18 protein-coding genes are annotated in these 17,305 nt (G+C 67.9%); 9 read left to right on the top strand and 9 right to left on the bottom strand.

Features of this window, described 5'->3' with window-relative positions; all coding sequences use genetic code 11:
* Positions 1-78: 78 nt before the first annotated feature.
* Entirely contained in the window at positions 79-2,814 is a 2,736-nt protein-coding gene (locus G7B71_RS03300; protein ID WP_166037864.1) for a TonB-dependent receptor, read from the top strand.
* Here the strand turns inward: G7B71_RS03300 and G7B71_RS03295 are convergent.
* The 6 genes from G7B71_RS03295 to G7B71_RS03270 form a co-directional block, all read right to left on the bottom strand.
* On the bottom strand, positions 2,811-3,938 hold the full coding sequence (locus G7B71_RS03295; RefSeq protein ID WP_166037863.1) for a CaiB/BaiF CoA-transferase family protein: 1,128 nt from the start codon (positions 3,936-3,938) through the stop codon (positions 2,811-2,813). The two genes, G7B71_RS03300 and G7B71_RS03295, sit on opposite strands and share 4 nt — an antisense overlap.
* Positions 3,939-4,008: 70 nt before the next feature.
* A complete protein-coding gene (locus G7B71_RS03290; protein ID WP_166037861.1) occupies positions 4,009-4,416 on the bottom strand; it encodes a TadE/TadG family type IV pilus assembly protein in 408 nt (135 codons plus the stop codon).
* A complete protein-coding gene (locus G7B71_RS03285; RefSeq protein WP_166037858.1) occupies positions 4,413-4,880 on the bottom strand; it encodes a TadE family protein in 468 nt (155 codons plus the stop codon). Before G7B71_RS03285 ends, G7B71_RS03290 begins: the two co-directional genes overlap by 4 nt.
* Positions 4,880-6,127, bottom strand: coding sequence for a Tad domain-containing protein (locus G7B71_RS03280; RefSeq protein WP_166037857.1), 1,248 nt, complete (start codon positions 6,125-6,127; stop codon positions 4,880-4,882). The genes G7B71_RS03285 and G7B71_RS03280 overlap by 1 nt, the downstream gene beginning before the upstream one ends.
* Before the next feature lie 120 nt (positions 6,128-6,247).
* Positions 6,248-6,844, bottom strand: a complete 597-nt coding sequence (locus G7B71_RS03275) for a fasciclin domain-containing protein (RefSeq protein ID WP_166037855.1) — start codon at positions 6,842-6,844, stop codon at positions 6,248-6,250.
* A gap of 10 nt (positions 6,845-6,854) precedes the next feature.
* A complete protein-coding gene (locus G7B71_RS03270) occupies positions 6,855-7,931 on the bottom strand; it encodes a hypothetical protein (protein WP_166037853.1) in 1,077 nt (358 codons plus the stop codon).
* A gap of 100 nt (positions 7,932-8,031) precedes the next feature.
* Here G7B71_RS03270 and G7B71_RS03265 point away from each other — a divergent pair, with 100 nt between their 5' ends.
* The 3 genes from G7B71_RS03265 (at position 8,032) to G7B71_RS03255 (ending at position 11,496) form a co-directional block, all read left to right on the top strand.
* A complete protein-coding gene (locus G7B71_RS03265; protein ID WP_166037851.1) occupies positions 8,032-9,096 on the top strand; it encodes a DUF3616 domain-containing protein in 1,065 nt (354 codons plus the stop codon).
* Positions 9,097-9,202: 106 nt separating this feature from the next.
* A complete protein-coding gene (locus tag G7B71_RS03260) occupies positions 9,203-10,069 on the top strand; it encodes an alpha/beta hydrolase (RefSeq protein ID WP_166037849.1) in 867 nt (288 codons plus the stop codon).
* Positions 10,070-10,215: 146 nt separating this feature from the next.
* Positions 10,216-11,496, top strand: coding sequence for an MFS transporter (locus tag G7B71_RS03255; RefSeq protein WP_166037847.1), 1,281 nt, complete (start codon positions 10,216-10,218; stop codon positions 11,494-11,496).
* On the opposite strand, the gene G7B71_RS03250 is transcribed toward G7B71_RS03255, so the two are convergent.
* On the bottom strand, positions 11,482-12,033 hold the full coding sequence (locus G7B71_RS03250; protein WP_166037845.1) for a 2OG-Fe(II) oxygenase: 552 nt from the start codon (positions 12,031-12,033) through the stop codon (positions 11,482-11,484). The genes G7B71_RS03255 and G7B71_RS03250 overlap by 15 nt on opposite strands.
* A gap of 98 nt (positions 12,034-12,131) precedes the next feature.
* Here G7B71_RS03250 and cysK point away from each other — a divergent pair, with 98 nt between their 5' ends.
* Together cysK and G7B71_RS03240 are read left to right on the top strand one after the other, a co-directional pair.
* The gene (gene cysK / locus G7B71_RS03245) at positions 12,132-13,049 is read left to right on the top strand and encodes a cysteine synthase A (RefSeq protein WP_166037843.1); all 918 of its coding nucleotides are present in this window, start codon (positions 12,132-12,134) and stop codon (positions 13,047-13,049) included.
* A 172-nt stretch (positions 13,050-13,221) separates the two neighbouring features.
* Positions 13,222-13,497 carry a hypothetical protein gene (locus tag G7B71_RS03240; protein ID WP_166037841.1) on the top strand — a complete coding sequence of 92 codons (276 nt, stop codon included), beginning with the start codon at positions 13,222-13,224 and terminating at the stop codon, positions 13,495-13,497.
* A gap of 427 nt (positions 13,498-13,924) precedes the next feature.
* On the opposite strand, the gene G7B71_RS03235 is transcribed toward G7B71_RS03240, so the two are convergent.
* Entirely contained in the window at positions 13,925-14,191 is a 267-nt protein-coding gene (locus tag G7B71_RS03235; RefSeq protein ID WP_166037839.1) for a hypothetical protein, read from the bottom strand.
* On the opposite strand from G7B71_RS03235, the gene G7B71_RS03230 reads away from it, so the two are divergent.
* On the top strand, positions 14,191-15,138 hold the full coding sequence (locus G7B71_RS03230; protein ID WP_166037837.1) for a hypothetical protein: 948 nt from the start codon (positions 14,191-14,193) through the stop codon (positions 15,136-15,138). The genes G7B71_RS03235 and G7B71_RS03230 overlap by 1 nt on opposite strands.
* On the opposite strand, the gene G7B71_RS03225 is transcribed toward G7B71_RS03230, so the two are convergent.
* On the bottom strand, positions 15,107-16,615 hold the full coding sequence (locus G7B71_RS03225; RefSeq protein ID WP_166037835.1) for a YifB family Mg chelatase-like AAA ATPase: 1,509 nt from the start codon (positions 16,613-16,615) through the stop codon (positions 15,107-15,109). The two genes, G7B71_RS03230 and G7B71_RS03225, sit on opposite strands and share 32 nt — an antisense overlap.
* A gap of 113 nt (positions 16,616-16,728) precedes the next feature.
* Between G7B71_RS03225 and G7B71_RS03220 the strand changes: the two genes are divergently transcribed.
* Complete coding sequence (locus tag G7B71_RS03220) at positions 16,729-17,058, top strand: hypothetical protein (RefSeq protein ID WP_166037833.1); 330 nt, start codon at positions 16,729-16,731, stop codon at positions 17,056-17,058.
* Positions 17,059-17,150: 92 nt separating this feature from the next.
* The gene (rpmH, locus tag G7B71_RS03215) at positions 17,151-17,285 is read left to right on the top strand and encodes a 50S ribosomal protein L34 (RefSeq protein ID WP_166037930.1); all 135 of its coding nucleotides are present in this window, start codon (positions 17,151-17,153) and stop codon (positions 17,283-17,285) included.
* Positions 17,286-17,305: the final 20 nt, after the last annotated feature.

Here is a 17,305-nt window from a genome sequence, read left to right as displayed (position 1 = left end):
CACAGCAGGGGCGGCGATCCACCGGACGCCGCCCCTTTTCGCAAGCTTGCCACGAGCATCGCGCCAGGGATTTCGACAATGACCAAGACTTTGACGTTCGGGAGCCTGCTCCTTCTCTCCACCGCCCTGTGCGCGCCCGCCGCGCTCGCCCAGACCGGAGCCTCCACCGCGCCCGACGCCCCCGAAGCCGCGCCCGTCGACGAGGATCAGGCCGAGGCGCCGCTGGACCAGATTCCGGGCGAGGAGGTCGAGGTGTCCATCCCGGGCGGCGGAGTTAGCGAGGACGTGGTCGTCGTCACCGGCCAGCGCGCCAACCTGATGCGCCGCACCCCCCAGGTGATTTCGCTGCTCAGCCAGGAAGACATCGAGCGGACCGGAGAAGGCGACATCGCCGGCGCTCTCCAGCGAGTCACCGGCCTCAGCGTCGTCGGCAACGGCTTCGTCTATGTCCGCGGCCTCGGCGACCGCTACAGCCTCGCTCTGCTCAACGGCTCGCCGCTGCCCAGCCCCGAGCCGCTGCGCCGCGTCGTGCCGCTCGACATCTTCCCGACCAGCCTGATCGCCAGTTCCCTGGTCCAGAAGACCTTCTCGGCCAATTTCCCGGGCGAGTTCGGCGGCGGCGTGATCAACCTCACCACCCGCGCGATCCCCGACGAGAGCTTCCTCGAGATCGGCGCAAGCCTCGGCGGCGACACCGAGACGACGTTCAACCTGGGCTATACCTATTATGGCAGCGACACCGACTGGACCGGGTTCGACGACGGCACCCGCGACGCGCCGGCCGGCCTGATCGCGGCTGCGGCCGGCGGCAGCTTCAACACGGCAACGACGCCGGAGCAGCGCCGCCGGTTCGCCATGGACCTGGTCAACTCGCCGACCATGGTGCTGCAGACCAACCGCCAGATCCCGGCCAATGTCTCGGCCAACATCGCCGCCGGCACGGCGATCGATTTCGGCGCCGACGCCCGCATCGGCCTCATCGCCAACCTCGGCTACAGCAACAGCTGGCGGACCCGCGACACGCTCCAGCAGAGCTCGCTCGACCCCGAGCTCGCCGGCACGCCGCAGCGCAGCTTCGACAGCGTTATCACGGACAACCGAATCGTCGTGAATGGCCTGCTCGGTGTCGGCCTCGAGTTCGGCGAGCACCGCATCCGCTGGACCAATTTGTTCATCCGCGACACTCTGAAGCAGGGCCGCCTCGGCGCCGGCTTCAACCGCAACGTCACCGACCAGGACCCGGACCTGCCGCCGTCGCTGATCGAGCAGAACAGCTACTGGTTCGAGCGCCAGCTGATCGACACCCAGCTCGTCGCCGAACTCGACTTCGGCGATTTCGAGGTCGACCTGCGCGGCACCTATGCCAAGTCGCAGCGCCAGTCGCCCTACGAGCGCGAGATCGGCTATGCCTATCGCGGCGACGGCGATCCCGGCACGGTCAGCGCCACCGACGTCGACGATTATGTCAACGACCTGACCTCCGGCGGCCAGTTCGCGACGATCGCGTTCAGCGACCTCGACGAGGACGTGCTCGCCGGTGGAATCGACCTGAGCTACCGCCTGCCGTCGCTGCCGGTCACCGTGTCTGCCGGCTATGCCTACAGCCAGACCGAGCGCACCGCCTCGCGCTTTCAGTTCCAATATTTCCGGCCGGACGGCGCGCTTCCAATCGAGATCGCCCAGCAACGCCCGGACTTCCTGCTGTCCGACTTCAACGTGCAGACGTTCGACATCCAGCTGCGCGACGTCTCGGGCGCGGAGGGCGCGGCGTCATATGACGCCCGGCTCGACATCCACGGCGTCTACGGCCAGGTCGACGCGACGCTGTTCGAGGGCCTCACCGCGACCGCGGGCGTGCGCTTCGAGAGCGCCGACCAGTCGGTGATGCCGGTCGGCACGCTGGCGCCGACCGCGCTGTCCGCCGACTATCTGCTGCCGGCGCTCACGCTCACCTACGCCTTCGCTGCGGACATGCAGGCCCGACTCCACGCCTCGCGCACCATCGCCCGGCCGCAATTCCGCGAGCTGGCGCCGCAGCTCTACCAGGGCTTCGAATCCGACCGCGAGTTCACCGGCAACCCGTTCCTCCAGGACAGCGAGCTGACCAACTTGGAGGCTCGCTACGAATGGTATTTCGCGCCCAGCCAGCGGGTCAGCGCCTCGGCCTTCTACAAGCAGATCGACAATCCGATCGAGGCCGCGGCCTTCTTCGCCGGCGGCGGCCAGCTCCGCACCGGCTTCGCCAACGCACCCCGGGCGGAGCTCTACGGCGCCGAGATCGAGCTTCAGAAGCACGTCCCGCTCGATGGCCTCGGTGGCCCCTTTTTCGACACCCGCCGACTGCTGCTGATCGCCAACTACACCTACACCCAGTCGCAGATCAGCGCCGATGATTCGGTCATCGTCGGCCCGGACCTCCAGCCGGTCGAGGCGCGGCTGCTGTTCCGCGACGGCGCCCCGCTCACCGGGCAGTCGGACCATCTCGTCAACGTCCAGATCGGAATCGAGGATAGCGAGCGGCTGAGCCAGGCCACGATCCTGCTCAATTATGCCAGCGAGCGGGTCACCAGCCGCGGCCCGATCCAGGGCAGCGCGCGCCAGCCCGACATCGTCGAGCGGCCGGGCCTTCGCGTCGACTTCGTCGCCCGCCAGGCGGTCCCGCTGGGCGGGGTCGAGGCCGAGCTCCAGCTGGAGGCGCGCAACCTGTTCGGCCAGGATTATCGCGAGGTCCAGGAATTCGGCGACAATCTCGTCTCGATCAATTCCTACGACGTCGGGACGAGCTTCAGCCTGGGCCTCAACCTCCGCTTCTAGGACCGCGACCGCGCCCAATCCGCCAGCACGGCGACCGGGTCCTCGCGCCGGAGCGGGACCCGGCCCGGCAGCCCCACGGGCGTGGCGGAGAAGCGCGGCGCCGGCGCCGGCTGAGGCACGCCGTCGATGTCGCAATAGGTGCCGCGGTCGGCCATGTGCGGGTGGCGGGCAGCTTCGCCGGGGGTGAGCACGGGCGCGAAGCAGGCGTCGGTGCCTTCCAGCAGGGCGCACCATTCATCGCGCGTGCGCTGCGCGAACAGCTCCGCGAGCCGGCGCTTGAGCTCGGGCCAGCGCGACCTGTCGTAGCCGTCAGCAAAATCGGGATCGTCGCCGAGCCCGAGCTTGGCGCGCAGCTGCTGGTAGAAGCGCGGCTCGATCGCGCCCACCGAGACGAAGCCGCCGTCGGCGCAGCGGTAGGTCGCGTACCAATGCGGCCCGTCGAGCATGCTGGCGCCGCGCTCGTCGACCATCTGCCCGGCCGCGCGAAGGCTCATCAGCAGGGTCATCATATGGGCGCTGCCGTCGACGATGGCGGCGTCGACGACCTGGCCACGCCCGGTCTCGCGCGCGCTCATCACGGCCGCGAGCAGGCCGACGGCGAGGTAGAGCGCGCCGCCGCCGACGTCGCCGACCAGGGTCGGCGGAGTCATCGGCGGCTCGCCGGGCTGGCCGGAATACCAGAGCGCTCCGGACAGGCCGATATAGTTGATGTCGTGTCCCGCGGCCTTGGCGAGCGGCCCCTCCTGCCCCCATCCCGTCATGCGTCCGTAAGCGAGCCGCGGATTGCGGGCGAGGCACAGGTCCGGCCCAAGCCCGAGCCGCTCCATCACCCCCGGCCGCATCCCCTCGATCAGCGCGTCGCAGCGCTCGACCAGGTCGAGCACGGTCGCGATCGCGGCGGGCGACTTGAGGTCGACCGCGATGGTCCGCTTGCCCCGCTTGAAGATCGCCGCGGGGCCGAGATCGGGAATCCCGTCGCCGGGCGCGCTGCGCTCGACGACGACCACGTCGGCGCCGAGGTCGGCGAGCAGCATGCCGCAGAACGGCGCCGGGCCGATGCCGGCGATCTCGACGACCCGAAGCCCCGCCAGCGGGCCGCTGCGCGATTGCGGCGCTTCATTCATTGGAAGCGAGCTTAGCCACCGGCCGCGCGCCGATCCAGCCGCTCGATGGATGAGAAGCCGCCGCGCGCGGTCAGGTTGCGGGGTAGATGAACACCCGGCGCTGCTCGACCAACTGGGTCGGTGCCGGACGCCAGAAGATGAAGTCCAGCTGGATCGAATAGGTCATGTCGATCTGGGCCCAGTTGGCGCCGTTCTCGGCGCCATAGGTCACGACCGGCTCGCCCAGATTGCCCGATTCGAGGCCGAACCCACCGGTGCGCAGCCGCGCCTTGATCGCGTCGTCGGTCGGCCGCGGCGAAATGCTCGCGAAGCGGGCGCTGTCGGCGACCAGGCTGCGGAGGCCGGCATTGGCGAGATAGACCCGGCCCATCTGCGCGATTCCGACGATGACCATGACGAGGAACGGCACGACCAGCGCGAACTCGATCGCCGAGGCGCCGCGCCTGTCGCGCCGGAGCATCTTCGCGCGGCGCATCATTGGTACCTCACCGACGATTGGGCCGTCATCGGCACGTTGCCGTTGGCATTGCGGGCGCCGAGCGGGCTGTAGCGGAAATAGGAATCGTAGGTCGACGCGATCGTGACCTGGACGTAGCGCGCGCGCTGCTGGCCGGTGGCGCAATCGCTCGTCGACGCCGGCTGGCGCACTTGGTTGCATTCGAGCCATGTCTCGACGGTTACCTGCGACTCATTCACCCCGGCCGCGGTGGCGGCCTCGGTGCGAACGAAGGCGAAGTCGCTGCGCGAATTGCCGACCTGCACCCGCTCGAGCGCGCGCGCCGCGGCCTGCTGGAGCGACATCCTGGCCGAATAGAGGCTGGCGACGTCGATCAGGCCGAGCAGCACCACCATGATGACGGGCAGGACCAGGCCCAGCTCCAAGATGCTGGCGCCGCGGCGGTCGCGGCTCAGCCCCTGCAGGGTTGCGGGAACGCGCGCCATCATCCCACCAGCCGGACCATCAGGCCGTTGAAGCCGCGGGTCGGCGAGTTGGCCGGACAGGTGTTCGTCAGATTGGCGTTGCCCGAGAAGTTCACCCGGCGGCCCACCAGCCGGAGGCACTGCACCTGCATCCCGGCATTGCCGTTGAAGGTGATTTCGGTGGACGGCATGTAGAAGGCGCCGTCGATCCGCGAGCTCGAATTGCCGTTGATATGCTGGTTGGTCAGCGGCGCGTTGCGGTGTTGATAGACGAGCACGCCCGCATAGGTTCCGGTCGACGGTGCCGTGAGGTTGAGCTGGGCGCCGCCGTTCATATCGATCTGCGCGATGGAGGACGGGCTCGTCGACGCAGTGGTGCTGGTCAGGACGAAGGTCACGCCCGTGCCGGTCACGTTCGCCTGCGAACCGAAGCTCAGCGACGAGCCATTGATGTAATAGACGCCGGGGTTGAGCGTCACGGTACCTTTGAGATCCATGCCGCTAAAGCAGCCTGGGCTCAGCGTCGTATTGTCGTTTGGACTTACGCTCACCGAAGGACAGGACGACGCCAGCGCCGGCGGGATCTCCGCCGGCGGCAGGCTGGCGAACGGATCCGGCTGCGGCGGGCTGTAGGGCAAGGTCACCGAGCCCGTGCCGAAGCGCGACGCGGGCGGGACGCCGCCCACCGCGGCGATCGGGCTGGCCATGATCGTCGGGCTGCCGTTGACGGCGATCGCCGACGGGCCGGTCGAGTTGGTCGCGACTCCGCAGCCGAGATCGGTGGTGGTGTTGCCGCCGAAGCTGACCCCGGTCGCGGACGTGCTTTCCAGCGAGACCACGCAATAGACGCCGTCCGGCACGGCGGCGGCCGTCGCCTCGACTTCCACCGCCATGGTGGAGCCGGTGAAGAAGGACATGAACGGCACCGACCGGTTGGCGCGCAGCACCACGCGCACCGCCCGGGCATTGCCGGCGAAGGCGCCGGTGGTCGGCGCATTCTCGACCGTCGGCGTGCCGGCGAGCGTGATCCGGTTGTTGTGGGTGAGGTCGCGGGTGACCGCCGTCGAGGCGCCGCCATTCTGCATCACCGCATAGGCGCCCGCCATCGCCGCCGAGTCCGCGCTGCGCTGCAGCTGGCGCTTGGCGAGCGCGACCTGGATCGTGTCGACCCCGATCGCCGACGCGCCGATGAGCAGCGGCGCGGCCGCCGCGACCACGATCAACGTATTTCCCCGCTCGCAGCGGATCAGCCTTTTGAGCCAGCTCATGCCTGTCATCGTGCACCTGCCTGAGGCAAAGGCCTGTCGCCTTTTCTCACAGGGGTTTGGACAATCGAGGTTGAGAAGCCGGCAAAGCTTCTGGTTAACGGGGGGTTACCTTAGCCGGCGCTAACCGGGTTGCGCCTCCGCCCGCCGGAGCATGCCCTCGATCGGCTGCACGACACCGTTGCCGACTGCGCTCTCCTCGCCGGTCAGGCGCGCGCGGGCGCCGTCGGGTGTGCTGACCAGGATCGCCTCACCGTCGCGCGCGAAGGTGAGCATCGTGTCCGCCATGGTGCGCATCTCCACCGGCTCGTTGTGCGCGGCCTCGATCGCGGCGACGATGTCGCGCCGGGTGAGCACGCCGGGGACGATATGGGCTCGAAGCAGCGCCGCGGCCTGCGGCCGCATCGCCTCGCCGCGCAGCTCACCCAAATGCTGCTCGCCAAGCCCGCTTTGAAGCGCGGCGTCGGTCGGGGCGAAGATCGTGTACGGCCCGACTCCTTCGAGCACGCTGGCCAGGCCGGCGCTGTCGACCAAGGCGGCGGTCGCGCCGAGGTCCGAATTGCCGCGAAGCGCGGTGACGATCGTCCCCTCGCTCGGAGCCACGCTGGCATTGGCGGAGGCGTTGCCCTGCCCGTTGCCTGCCGCCTGATTGCCGCTGTCGGAACAGCCGGCGGCGGCCAGGCAGGCCGCCGCCGTGAGCACCAATGCGCTCTTTCTCATAGACTCTCCCTTAGGTGATCAGCTGGATGGCCGCCTGGATCAGCTGCGTCGTCGGATCGACCTGATAGACGTAGCCGTCGTCATAGCGGTACCAGCTGTCGGCCGTGTCGAAATACTGGTCGCGGAAGGCGTAAGGCACGTTGTACACGCCATAGCCGTCCGGCATCTGCTGGCCGATCTGCCAGTCATTGTCGGTGACCAGCGCCAGGATCGACTGGATCGCCTGGGTCTGCGGGTCGAGCCCATAGATCACGCCGTCGGCGAGCCGGTAGTCATAGGGATCGTCAAAGCCGTAATAGTCGGCATAATAATCCGGCACGTCATAGGCGTTGTACTGGGTCGGCCAGGTCTGACCCGGCCACAGCGCGCCGCCCAGCAGCGGCACGAAGCCGGCGACCGCGCCGCTCGGCGCGAGCCGGTACAGATAGCCGTCGTCATAGACGAAATCGGCGGCATCATCCCGACGGTCCCACCAATTGTTGTACCAGGCCCGCTGACGCTGGCGCAGCTGACCCGGCGGCATGCAGCCGTTGTTGCGGCGGGCGAGGCCCGGCGGGCAGCCGTCGATCAAGCCGACGCCGCGGTCGAAGCGAAGGCGCTGCACCTGGCGAGCGTCGCGAAGCACCACCGCGCGGCGCTCGGCGCGGCGCTCGGCGCGATCGCCACGGCGGTCGATGCGGTCGTCACGCCGATCGGCGCGCGCTTCGCGGCGATCGTCGCCCCGCTCGAACCGGTCGCCGCGACGTTCCACCCGGCGCTCCCGCCGGTCGTCACGCCGTTCCACACGGCGCTCGCCACGGTCCTCGCGCCGGTCGGCGCGCTGCTCGCCGCGGTTTTCGCGACGCTCCGCGCGATTTTCGCGACGGTTTTCGCGCTGCGCCATCCTCATTTCGCGGCGTTCGCCGCCGCGCTGGGCGCGATCGTTGCCGCCGCGGCGGTTCTCGGCACGGCCGCCCGGGCCGCGTTCGCCGCCGCCCCGCGGCTGTTCGGCGCGGGCGCCTCCACCGCGATTTTCTCCCGGTTTCGCCGCATTCGCGGTCGCCACCGACATGGCCAGGACACCGGCCGTAAGAAGCAGTTTACGCATGTTACACCTCCGACTTAACCGGAATAAGCGCAGGGCGGCGGTTGCGGTTCCCTCGCCGCGATGGCACCCCCTCCCCCGACAAAGCAGCCGGAGAGAGAGAATGGCCGCCAACGTCTGGACCGCGTGGGGGCCGCCCGCGAAGGCGATCGACCGCGTCGCCCTGCGCTTCGGCGGCACCAAGGATCATGACGGTCTCACCAACATTTCGGCAGGAACGCGGGTCGACGACACCCTGTTCGTTGCCGCCGACGAAGCGTGCTGCATCGACCGCCTGACCCTCAAGGACGGCGCGTGGGGCAACCACACGACGTTCCTGCTCAAGGACCTGCTGGACCTCAAGGAGCCGGACGAGGAGGCCGACCTCGAAGGGCTCGCCGCCGACGATGGCTGGCTGTGGACGGTCGGCAGCCATGCCCGCACCCGCCGCAAGCCGGAGAAGTTCGAAGGCGAGACCATCGACCTCGACATGCTCGCCGACCTCAAAGACACCCGCCCGCGCTGCCTGCTCGCGCGCCTGCCGCTGGTGCGGACCAAGTCCGGCTGGGCTCCGGTGCGCGAGGACGGCGACCGCCGCGCCGGAATGCTCAAGCAGAACAAGCACGGCAACGCGCTGATGAAGAAGCTCCGGAAGGACCCGCTGATCGCGCCCTTCACCCGAATCCCCGCCAAGGAGGGCGGCCTCGACGTCGAGGGGCTCGCGGTAAGCGGCAACCGCGTCGCTTTGGGGCTGCGCGGACCCGTGATCGCCACCCACGCCGTTCTGCTCGAGCTGGTCGTCGAAGCGCGCGACGATGGCCGGCTCAAGCTCGCCGGGACACCCTACAAGCGGCTGCTGGCGATGGAAGGGCTCGGCATCCGCGACCTCAAAAAGTGCAAGGACGACCTCATCATCCTCGCCGGTCCGACCACCGGGCTGAGCGGGCCGGTGGCGCTCTACCGCTGGCGCGACTGGGCCAACGACCCGCCGCACGACGCGACCAAGGTCCGGCTCCACCGGCCGGAGCGCATCGTCGAGCTGCCCTTCGGCCGCGGCTGCGACCATCCCGAGGGGCTGGCGCTGTGGAGCGACGACGAGATCCTGGTGATCTGCGACAGCCCCTCGCCGCAGCGGGTGGACAAGGACAGTGGCGCGATCACCGCCGAACTGTTCAAGCTGCCCGCCTGACGTCGCCGATCACGGGACGGGTTGAGCAACCTGCGTGCGCGTTTCGAGTTGAGGAGGGAGCGGGATCCCTGCCCTTCCTTTCCACCGCTCCGCAAGGGAGACTCTCATGCCCCATGCCACCGCTCGCGACGGTACCAGGCTCTACCTCAAGGATTGGGGCCACGGCCGCCCGGTCGTCCTGATCCACGGCTGGCCGCTGTCGGCGGATAGCTGGGATCCGGTCGCGGTGCCCCTCGTCGAGGCGGGCCATCGAGTCATTGCCTATGACCGGCGCGGCTTCGGCCGCTCCGACGAGCCCTGGGACGGCTATGATTACGATACCTTCGCAGACGATCTCGCCGCGGTGCTCGACGCAACCGGCGTCGGCGACGGAGTCGCGCTGGTCGGCTTCTCGATGGGCGGCGGCGAGGTCGCGCGCTACCTCGCGAGGCATGGCGGCGCACGCATCGACCGCGCCGCGCTGATCAGCTCGGTCGTGCCCTACCTGCCGCGCACCGACGACAATCCCAATGGCGTGCCCCCGGCCGTGTTCGACGAGATGGCCGGGGAGATGCGCGACGACCGCGCCGCCTTCTTCCAGACCTTCTTCCGAAGCTTCTACGGCGTCGGAATGATCTCGCAGCCGGTCAGCAACGGCGTGATCGAGGACAGCTGGCGCCAGGCAATGATGGCGGGCCTCCGCCCCACCCTGGCAGCGGCTCAGGCTTTCGCGACCACCGATTTCCGCGACGATCTGCGCGCCTTCAACCTGCCGACCTTGATCGTCCACGGCACCGACGACGCCACCGTCCCGATCGACGCCACCGGACGCGCCGCCGCCGCGGCAATCCCGCATGCCCGGCTGATCGAATATGACGGTGCGCCGCACGGGGTGTTCGCATCGCACCGCGAGCGGCTGACCGCCGACCTGCTCGAATTCCTCGGTGAAGGCGGCGACACGTCGCAGACGCGGCAACGCGAGGACGCTTACTGATCCCACGCCCCTCCAGCGCTTGCTGGAGGGGCGAAGGGCGGGGGTGGCTCTTCCTTCGGTGCTGCAGGAAGCCCCCCCAACCCCTCCACGAAGCCGCGAGGGGAGCGGTGTTGCCCCCATCGATCCTCCCCCCTAATCCCTCGCCGGTGGCTTCCTCCTCCCCCTTCGCGATCCGCCACTACCGCCTCTACTGGATTGCCCGGCTGACCTCGACCGTCGCCCAGATGGGCATGGTCATCGTCATCGGCTGGCAGGTCTACGACATCGCCCGCGAGACGATGGACGTCCGCGACGCCGCCTTCCAGCTCGGCCTGGTCGGAGTCGTCCAGTTCGCGCCTTTGTTCCTGCTCACCCTGGTCAGCGGCTGGACCGCCGACCGGCTCGACCGCCGCCACATCGCCCGCGCCGTTCTCGCGCTCGAGATGCTGTGCGCGGCAATCCTCGGCTGGACGACCTGGGCGGGCACGATCGACCTGCCGACCCTGTTCGGGGTCGCCGCCCTTCTCGGAGTCGCCCGCGCCTTCGCCGGCCCCGCGCTCGGCGCGCTCGCCCCCAATCTCGTCCCAAGGGAGATCCTGCCCAAGGCGATCGCGATGAGCTCGATGGCGTGGCAGGCCGGAGCGATCGTCGGACCGGCATTGGGTGGCATCCTCTACGACGTCATCCCCTGGCTCGCCTATCTGGTGAGCACGGTCCTGTTCGGCTTCGCGACCATCTGCATGTTCGCGATTCGGCCGGTGCCGCGCTCGGTCATCACCAGCACCGGACCGCCGTGGCGACAGATGATCGACGGCCTGTCCTATGTCCGCAACAACCGTCTCGTGCTCGGTGCGATCACGCTCGACCTGTTCGCCGTCCTGCTCGGCGGCGCCACCGCGATGCTGCCGGTCTATGCCCGCGACATCCTGCAGGTCGGCCCGGAGGGCCTCGGCCCCCTTCGCGCCGCCCCTGCCCTCGGCGCGACCCTCACCGCACTCTATTTCTCGTTTCGCCCGATCCGGACCAATGTCGGCGCCAAGATGCTCGCCGCGGTCGTCGTGTTCGGAATCGCGACGGCCCTGTTCGGGCTGTCGACCTGGCTGCCGCTGTCGCTGGCGATGCTCGCCCTGCTCGGCGCGGCCGACATGTTCTCGGTCTATATCCGCCAGTCGCTGATCCAGCTCTATACGCCCGACGAGATGCGCGGACGGGTCAGCGCCGCCTCGACCCTCGCAATCTCCGCGTCGAACGAGCTCGGCGAGGCGCGAAGCGGCTTCAGCGCGGCGCTGATCGGCCCGGTCGCGGCGGTCGTCGCCGGCGGCATCGGCGCGGTCGCCGTCACCTTGCTGTGGGCGAGGCTGTTCCCCGAGCTCAGGCGCGCGCGCACCTTCGACGTGCCGGCCGAGGCGGTGCCGGAGAAGGCGCCGGTCGCCTCAGGCGGCGTCTAGCCCGGTCCACGCCACCAGGGCGTGACGCACCCCGCGGGTCACCGGCGTGACATGATGGAGCGCGCGCGACGGGAAGATGGTGGCATGCCCCTGCCCCGGCGATGCTCCCGGCATCATCCGCATCGGCATGATCTCGAGCAGCCCGCCCGCATAATCCGCCGGATCGCTGAGCTCGATCGATGCCGAAAGCCGGCGGCGCTCGTGGAGATCGTGGCCGGCGTCCGAATGCCACAGCTGGAAATGGTCGCCGACGCCGTAGCGCACGATCTGCATCGGCTCGCTCAGCGCATCGACCGGCAATCCGAGCGCATCCCCCGCATCCGCGAACAGGGCATCGAGCCGAGCGAACAGCCATTGGCTTTCCGGGTCCTGCCCGATCAGCGTCGTCGTCGCCCGGCGGTGCGCCGGATCGACCGTCTCGCCGTCATAGCCGGTGACCGGCGCCGGCCGCCCGCTCCGCGCATCGGCGATAGCCAGGATGGCGGCGCATTCGGCCGAAACGAACGCTTGGGGACGATCGTAAAGCTTCAGGGTCACTTCACCCTCCCCGCAAGCCGCATTATAGGCCTCCCGTCCGAGCGCGGTCGCAGCAGAGGGAGCGGCGGGCCCCGTTCGCACGTGGAGACTGAAGGCACATGAAGGCTGCGAACATCCTCGCCACGATCGGCAACACCCCGCACATCCGACTCAACCGCCTGTTCGGCGATGCCGAAGTGTGGATCAAGTCGGAGCGTTCCAATCCGGGCGCGTCGATCAAGGACCGCATCGCTTTGTCGATGATCGAGGATGCCGAGGCTTCCGGCAAGCTGAAGCCCGGCGGCGTGATCATCGAGCCGACCAGCGGCAACACCGGCATCGGCCTCGCCATGGTCGCCGCGGTTAAGGGCTACAAGCTCGTCCTGGTCATGCCGGAGAGCATGAGCATCGAGCGCCGCCGACTGATGCTCGCCTACGGCGCCACCTTCGACCTGACGCCGAAGGAGAAGGGCATGAAAGGCGCAATCGCCCGCGCCCAGGAGCTGGTCGAGCAGACTGCGAACAGCTGGATGCCGCAGCAGTTCGAGAATCCGGCCAATCTCGAGATCCATCGCCGCACCACCGCGCAGGAAATCCTGGCCGACTTCCGCGACTCGCCGATCGACGTTCTGGTCACCGGAGTCGGCACCGGCGGCCACATCACCGCCTGCGCCGAGGTTCTGAAGAAGGAATGGCCGAACCTTGAGGTGTTCGCGGTCGAGCCGACGCTGTCGCCGGTCCTCTCCGGCGGCGATCCCGGCCCGCACCCGATCCAGGGCATCGGCGCCGGCTTCGTCCCGGCGATCATGAACACCGAGCTGCTCGACGGAGTCATCCAGGTCGCCCCGGACGACGCCAAGGAAATGGCCCGCCGCGCCGCGCGCGAGGAAGGCATGCTGGTCGGCATCAGCTCCGGAGCGACTCTCTCGGCGATCAAGCAGAAGCTCGCCGAGTTCGGCGCCGGCAAGCGCATCCTCGGGTTCAACTACGACACCGGCGAGCGCTATCTGTCGGTGCCCGACTTCCTACCCGAATAGGCCGGGCGCGCCGACCCTCCGTGGATCGGAGTCCGGCGACCGCGAAGGTGGCTCCCGTGAGATGAATCTCTCACGGGCTCGCCAGGTTAACCCTCTTCTTGTGGCGTTGCGCGGAACGCGCCGGACCGCGCCACGTTCATTCGCATCGGTTGGAGTCGCAACAGGGTGCACCATGGACGAACGTGAGCGCGAAGTGATCCGTGAGGAGCCGGTGGTGGAACGCCACAGCACCACCGTCATCAACACGGGCGAGCGAAGCGGCGGCGGCGGCCTGATCGCAGCGGTGCTGCTGCTCGTGGTCCTGGCCGTGGTTGCCTTCCTGGTGTTCGGCGGCAGCTTCGATGGCGCCGACAAGACCGACATTAAGGTCGATGTCGAAGCACCCGACGTCGACCTCCCCGACGTGGATCTACCGGGGACCACACCGACTGACAACAAGGCTAAATAACGACGTTGCGGACGATTGGAAGAAGCCGCAAACACGCAATTTCTCTTATCGTGAACGCCCCGTCAACTACTGGCTTGAGCTTTCATAACTTGTGCTTCATTCTGGGAGCCTACGACTCGTAACGCAGGGGGCTGCTTTGCGAACGTTATTTGGTGCGAGGGGTTCGCGACGCCAGCGAAGCCGTTTGCCGGTGGCTGTGGCCGCCGGCGCGTTCGTCTTAAGCTTGATTTACCCAGCATCACCCGGTTTTGCGCAGCAGACGCGAGCCGCCCTCCTCGCTTCTTTGCAGCAAGCGCGCAGCGAGCATCGTGCCCGTGACGACAAGCTCCGCGAAGCTCGGGGATCAGTCGACGCGGCCTGGAGCGAGTGGCAAGCGCTTCGAAGGCGCCTGCTCGACTGTCCCGCAAATAACCGCCGAAGGGCGGCGCTAACTCAGGTCGACGCCGCGCATCGTGGCATGAGGGGTGTCGAACGGGAACTTCACCGGCAGCGCGCCGCCCATCGCAGAGAGCGAGCAATTGTGGCGCCGGCTGCGAACCGAAGCCCGGATGGACAGCCGAGCGACAAGCTGCGTTCCTGGGTCGATTCGCTTACGCGTAATGGCCCAGTTGTCGAAGCGCTCATTCGGCAGGAGCGCCTTGCGGCTACATCCTATCGCAGGGTCTACAATCTCACCGGCGAGCTCCAGCGCCAATGCATCGACAACTCCTCGCCGCTCGCCCTTATCGCTTCAACCGGTGGGAAGTACATTCGAGAAATCCACAACGTGATCAAGAACTGGTGGGCCTGAATATGAGGCATCTTCTGGTAGGATCATTAAACCGCTACCTCGTGACGACTTTCATATCGTCGACTATTCTTGCGATCTTCATCACGAGCGCTGTTTACACAGAAACAGAACCTGACAACGCTAAGCTGTTCTATATATTTCTATCAGTTACCACAGTTATAACATTAGCTTTTTGGATGAGCAGATTTGCCATCGCTCGAATAAATGCCAATCGAACGATTGCAGACGTAATACATGGTCGGAACGACAAAGCTGATCGCTCATTTGGAGATCTTGTTGAGTCTAAGTACGGTATCGCTCTCAGAGACAATATTTGCCTCTATGAGGATTTCTGGAAAACTGCGTTTCAAAACGATCTCAATCGACATTCTATTGCTACCATTATTGTTATGTTCTTTTCTGCGGTAACGATTTTGGTTGTTGGAGGAATAGTGCTGTTCTTCGATCAAACCGATCTGACCGCCGGAATCGTAACGGCAATTGGCGGTGTCCTTCCGGCGGCGATTACCGCAACCTCGCTGAAGATATGGCTGGAGAGCCGCCGCAACCTGGATCGATCCTCGGATCAGATGAGCCTCCTATTCAAGCAACGCATCAGAATGCTGCTCTTCTGGAGCCGCGGCGCCGAGGTGAAAAGCGAGGCCGACTTCCAGGATCATATACGCTCCTGCAACCTCTACCTCGCCTACCTCCGCGCCGGAGGTGACGACATTTCACTCGAATTGAAGCCGGAGACGACCGCGCTCCGCTCCCCAAAGGAAGCGCGGCCACCCCGCTCCTCTCGCAAGCCGGCCGGAAAAAACGGCGGAAAGCCAATAATCAGTTTCGCGGCACCTGGCGGCGGTAGCTGAGCGCTTCCGCCACATGCACCCGTCCCACGCTTTCGCTTCCCGCGAGGTCGGCGATGGTGCGCGCGACGCGCATGACGCGGTGGTAGCCGCGCGCCGTCAGCCGCATCGCCTCGGCAGCCTGGGCAAGCAATCGGCGGCCGGGCTCGTCGGGCGTGGCGACGTCGTCGAGCAAGGCGCCGTCGGCCTCGGCGTTGGTGCGAACGCCGTGGCCTTCGTAGCGCGCGGTCTGGAGGTCGCGGGCGGCGGCGACGCGTGCGGCGACCTCGGCCGAGCCTTCGCTCGGCGGCGGCAGCACGAGATCGGCCGCGGCGACCGCCTGCACCTCGACATGGAGGTCGATTCGGTCGAGCAGCGGCCCCGACACCTTCGCCTGATAGTCGGCGGCGCAGCGCGGCGCGCGGCTGCAGGCGAGCGCGGCGTCGCCGAGATGGCCGCACCGGCACGGGTTCATCGCCGCGACGAGCTGGACCCTCGCCGGGAAGGTGACGTGCGCATTGGCGCGGGCGATCTGGACGGTGCCGGTCTCGAGAGGCTGGCGAAGGCTGTCGAGCACCGGGCGCTGGAATTCGGGCAATTCGTCGAGGAACAGCACGCCGAGATGGGCGAGGCTGACCTCGCCCGGCCGCGCCTTGAGGCCGCCGCCGACAAGCGCGGCCATCGAGGCACTGTGATGCGGCGCGCGAAACGGCCGAGCGCGGGTCAGCCGGCCGCCCTCCAGCGTCCCGGCGACGCTCGCGACCATCGACACTTCCAGGGCCTCGGCCGGCGTCAATTCGGGTAGGATGCCGGGCAGGCACGCCGCGAGCAGCGACTTGCCGGCCCCTGGCGGCCCGCTCATCAGCAGATTGTGGCCGCCCGCCGCAGCGATCTCGAGGGCGCGCTTGGCGGTCTCCTGGCCCTTGACCTGGCTGAGGCAAAGGCCGTTGCGCCACGGCGCCACTTCCCCGGCTTGCGGCGGGCTCAGCACCGCGCCGCCGCGGAGATGATTGAGCAGAGCGATGAGGTCGGGCGCCGCGACCACCTCGACCTCTCCAGCCCAGGCGGCCTCGGCGCCCTGGTCGGCGGGGCAGATAAGGCCGAGCTGGCGCGACGAGGCGTGAAGCGCGGCGAGAAGGACGCCCGGAGTCGGCGCGATTCGGCCGTCGAGGCTCAGTTCGCCGACAGCCACGTAACCGGCGAGCGTCTCGGCATCGACCGCGCCCATCGCGGCGAGCAGGCCGAGCGCGATCGGCAGGTCGTAATGCGATCCCTCCTTGGGCAGGTCCGCGGGCGACAGGTTGACGGTGATGCGCTTGGGCGGAAGCGACAGGCCGATCGCGCTCAAGGCCGCATGAACCCGCTCGCGCCCTTCCGCCGCGGCCTTGTCGGGCAAGCCGACGACCAGGAATTTGGGAAGGCCGGGTGCGACCTGGACCTGGACCTCGACGGCCCGAGCCTCGAGGCCAAGGAACGCGACCGTGCCCACATGCGCGACCATGTGTCCCCCTCGCCCGTTTTCCGTTTCGGCACCGTTCTGGAGCGAAGTGATTGATATGTCCACAGACTGGCGCGGGGGTGACAGCCGGGCGCGGCCACCCCACATGCCGATTCATGGAGAGGGACAAGGAGACCGGCATCCCGCTGACCAGGCGTCAGGGGAGCTCGCGATGGCTTCGGCCGCTGCTGTTCTGGACCGGAGTCCTGCTCGTGATCGTGTCGCCGCTGGTCGGCATCGTGCCGGGCCCGGGCGGAGTCGTCGTCTTCGCAGCGGGCGCCGGGCTGATGCTCAAGAACAGCCGCTGGGCGAAGCGCCAATATGCCCGCTTCAAGCGTCGCCACCCCAATAAGGGCGCCTGGGCCGACTGGAGCATGCGCCGTCCCAGTCAGCGCCGCCGGGCCGAGCGCGACAAGGCGACGGCGGAACCGGCGCAGGATCGTTGACTTGGACCCCGGCTTTGCCTATGGGCACCCGGCAGATGGCCGCCTCCGGGGCGGCTCTTTTGTTTCAGATCATTTATTTCGAGGCATGAGCGATGAAGCGCACCTTCCAGCCGAGCAATCTCGTTCGGGCGCGCCGGCACGGTTTCCGGTCCCGCATGGCGACGGTGGGCGGCCGCAAGGTCCTGAACGCGCGCCGCGCCCGCGGCCGCAAGAAGCTGTCGGCCTAAAGGCCAGGACGGCGCTCGCC

This window comes from Sphingosinicella sp. YJ22, from assembly GCF_011320075.1.
GTDB lineage: Bacteria > Pseudomonadota > Alphaproteobacteria > Sphingomonadales > Sphingomonadaceae > Allosphingosinicella.
This window is presented reverse-complemented; position numbering and strand designations above follow the sequence as displayed.

What these genes read in the sequence shown, in the direction of transcription:
- G7B71_RS03300 (WP_166037864.1), top strand. Translation starts at nt 79, where the DNA reads ATGACCAAGACTTTGACGTTCGGGAGCCTGCTCCTTCTCTCCACCGCC.
- G7B71_RS03295 (WP_166037863.1), bottom strand. Translation starts at nt 3,938, where the DNA reads ATGAATGAAGCGCCGCAATCGCGCAGCGGCCCGCTGGCGGGGCTTCGG.
- G7B71_RS03290 (WP_166037861.1), bottom strand. Translation starts at nt 4,416, where the DNA reads ATGATGCGCCGCGCGAAGATGCTCCGGCGCGACAGGCGCGGCGCCTCG.
- G7B71_RS03285 (WP_166037858.1), bottom strand. Translation starts at nt 4,880, where the DNA reads ATGGCGCGCGTTCCCGCAACCCTGCAGGGGCTGAGCCGCGACCGCCGC.
- G7B71_RS03280 (WP_166037857.1), bottom strand. Translation starts at nt 6,127, where the DNA reads ATGAGCTGGCTCAAAAGGCTGATCCGCTGCGAGCGGGGAAATACGTTG.
- G7B71_RS03275 (WP_166037855.1), bottom strand. Translation starts at nt 6,844, where the DNA reads ATGAGAAAGAGCGCATTGGTGCTCACGGCGGCGGCCTGCCTGGCCGCC.
- G7B71_RS03270 (WP_166037853.1), bottom strand. Translation starts at nt 7,931, where the DNA reads ATGCGTAAACTGCTTCTTACGGCCGGTGTCCTGGCCATGTCGGTGGCG.
- G7B71_RS03265 (WP_166037851.1), top strand. Translation starts at nt 8,032, where the DNA reads ATGGCCGCCAACGTCTGGACCGCGTGGGGGCCGCCCGCGAAGGCGATC.
- G7B71_RS03260 (WP_166037849.1), top strand. Translation starts at nt 9,203, where the DNA reads ATGCCCCATGCCACCGCTCGCGACGGTACCAGGCTCTACCTCAAGGAT.
- cysK (WP_166037843.1), top strand. Translation starts at nt 12,132, where the DNA reads ATGAAGGCTGCGAACATCCTCGCCACGATCGGCAACACCCCGCACATC.
- G7B71_RS03240 (WP_166037841.1), top strand. Translation starts at nt 13,222, where the DNA reads ATGGACGAACGTGAGCGCGAAGTGATCCGTGAGGAGCCGGTGGTGGAA.
- G7B71_RS03230 (WP_166037837.1), top strand. Translation starts at nt 14,191, where the DNA reads ATGCATCGACAACTCCTCGCCGCTCGCCCTTATCGCTTCAACCGGTGG.
- G7B71_RS03225 (WP_166037835.1), bottom strand. Translation starts at nt 16,615, where the DNA reads ATGGTCGCGCATGTGGGCACGGTCGCGTTCCTTGGCCTCGAGGCTCGG.
- G7B71_RS03220 (WP_166037833.1), top strand. Translation starts at nt 16,729, where the DNA reads ATGGAGAGGGACAAGGAGACCGGCATCCCGCTGACCAGGCGTCAGGGG.
- rpmH (WP_166037930.1), top strand. Translation starts at nt 17,151, where the DNA reads ATGAAGCGCACCTTCCAGCCGAGCAATCTCGTTCGGGCGCGCCGGCAC.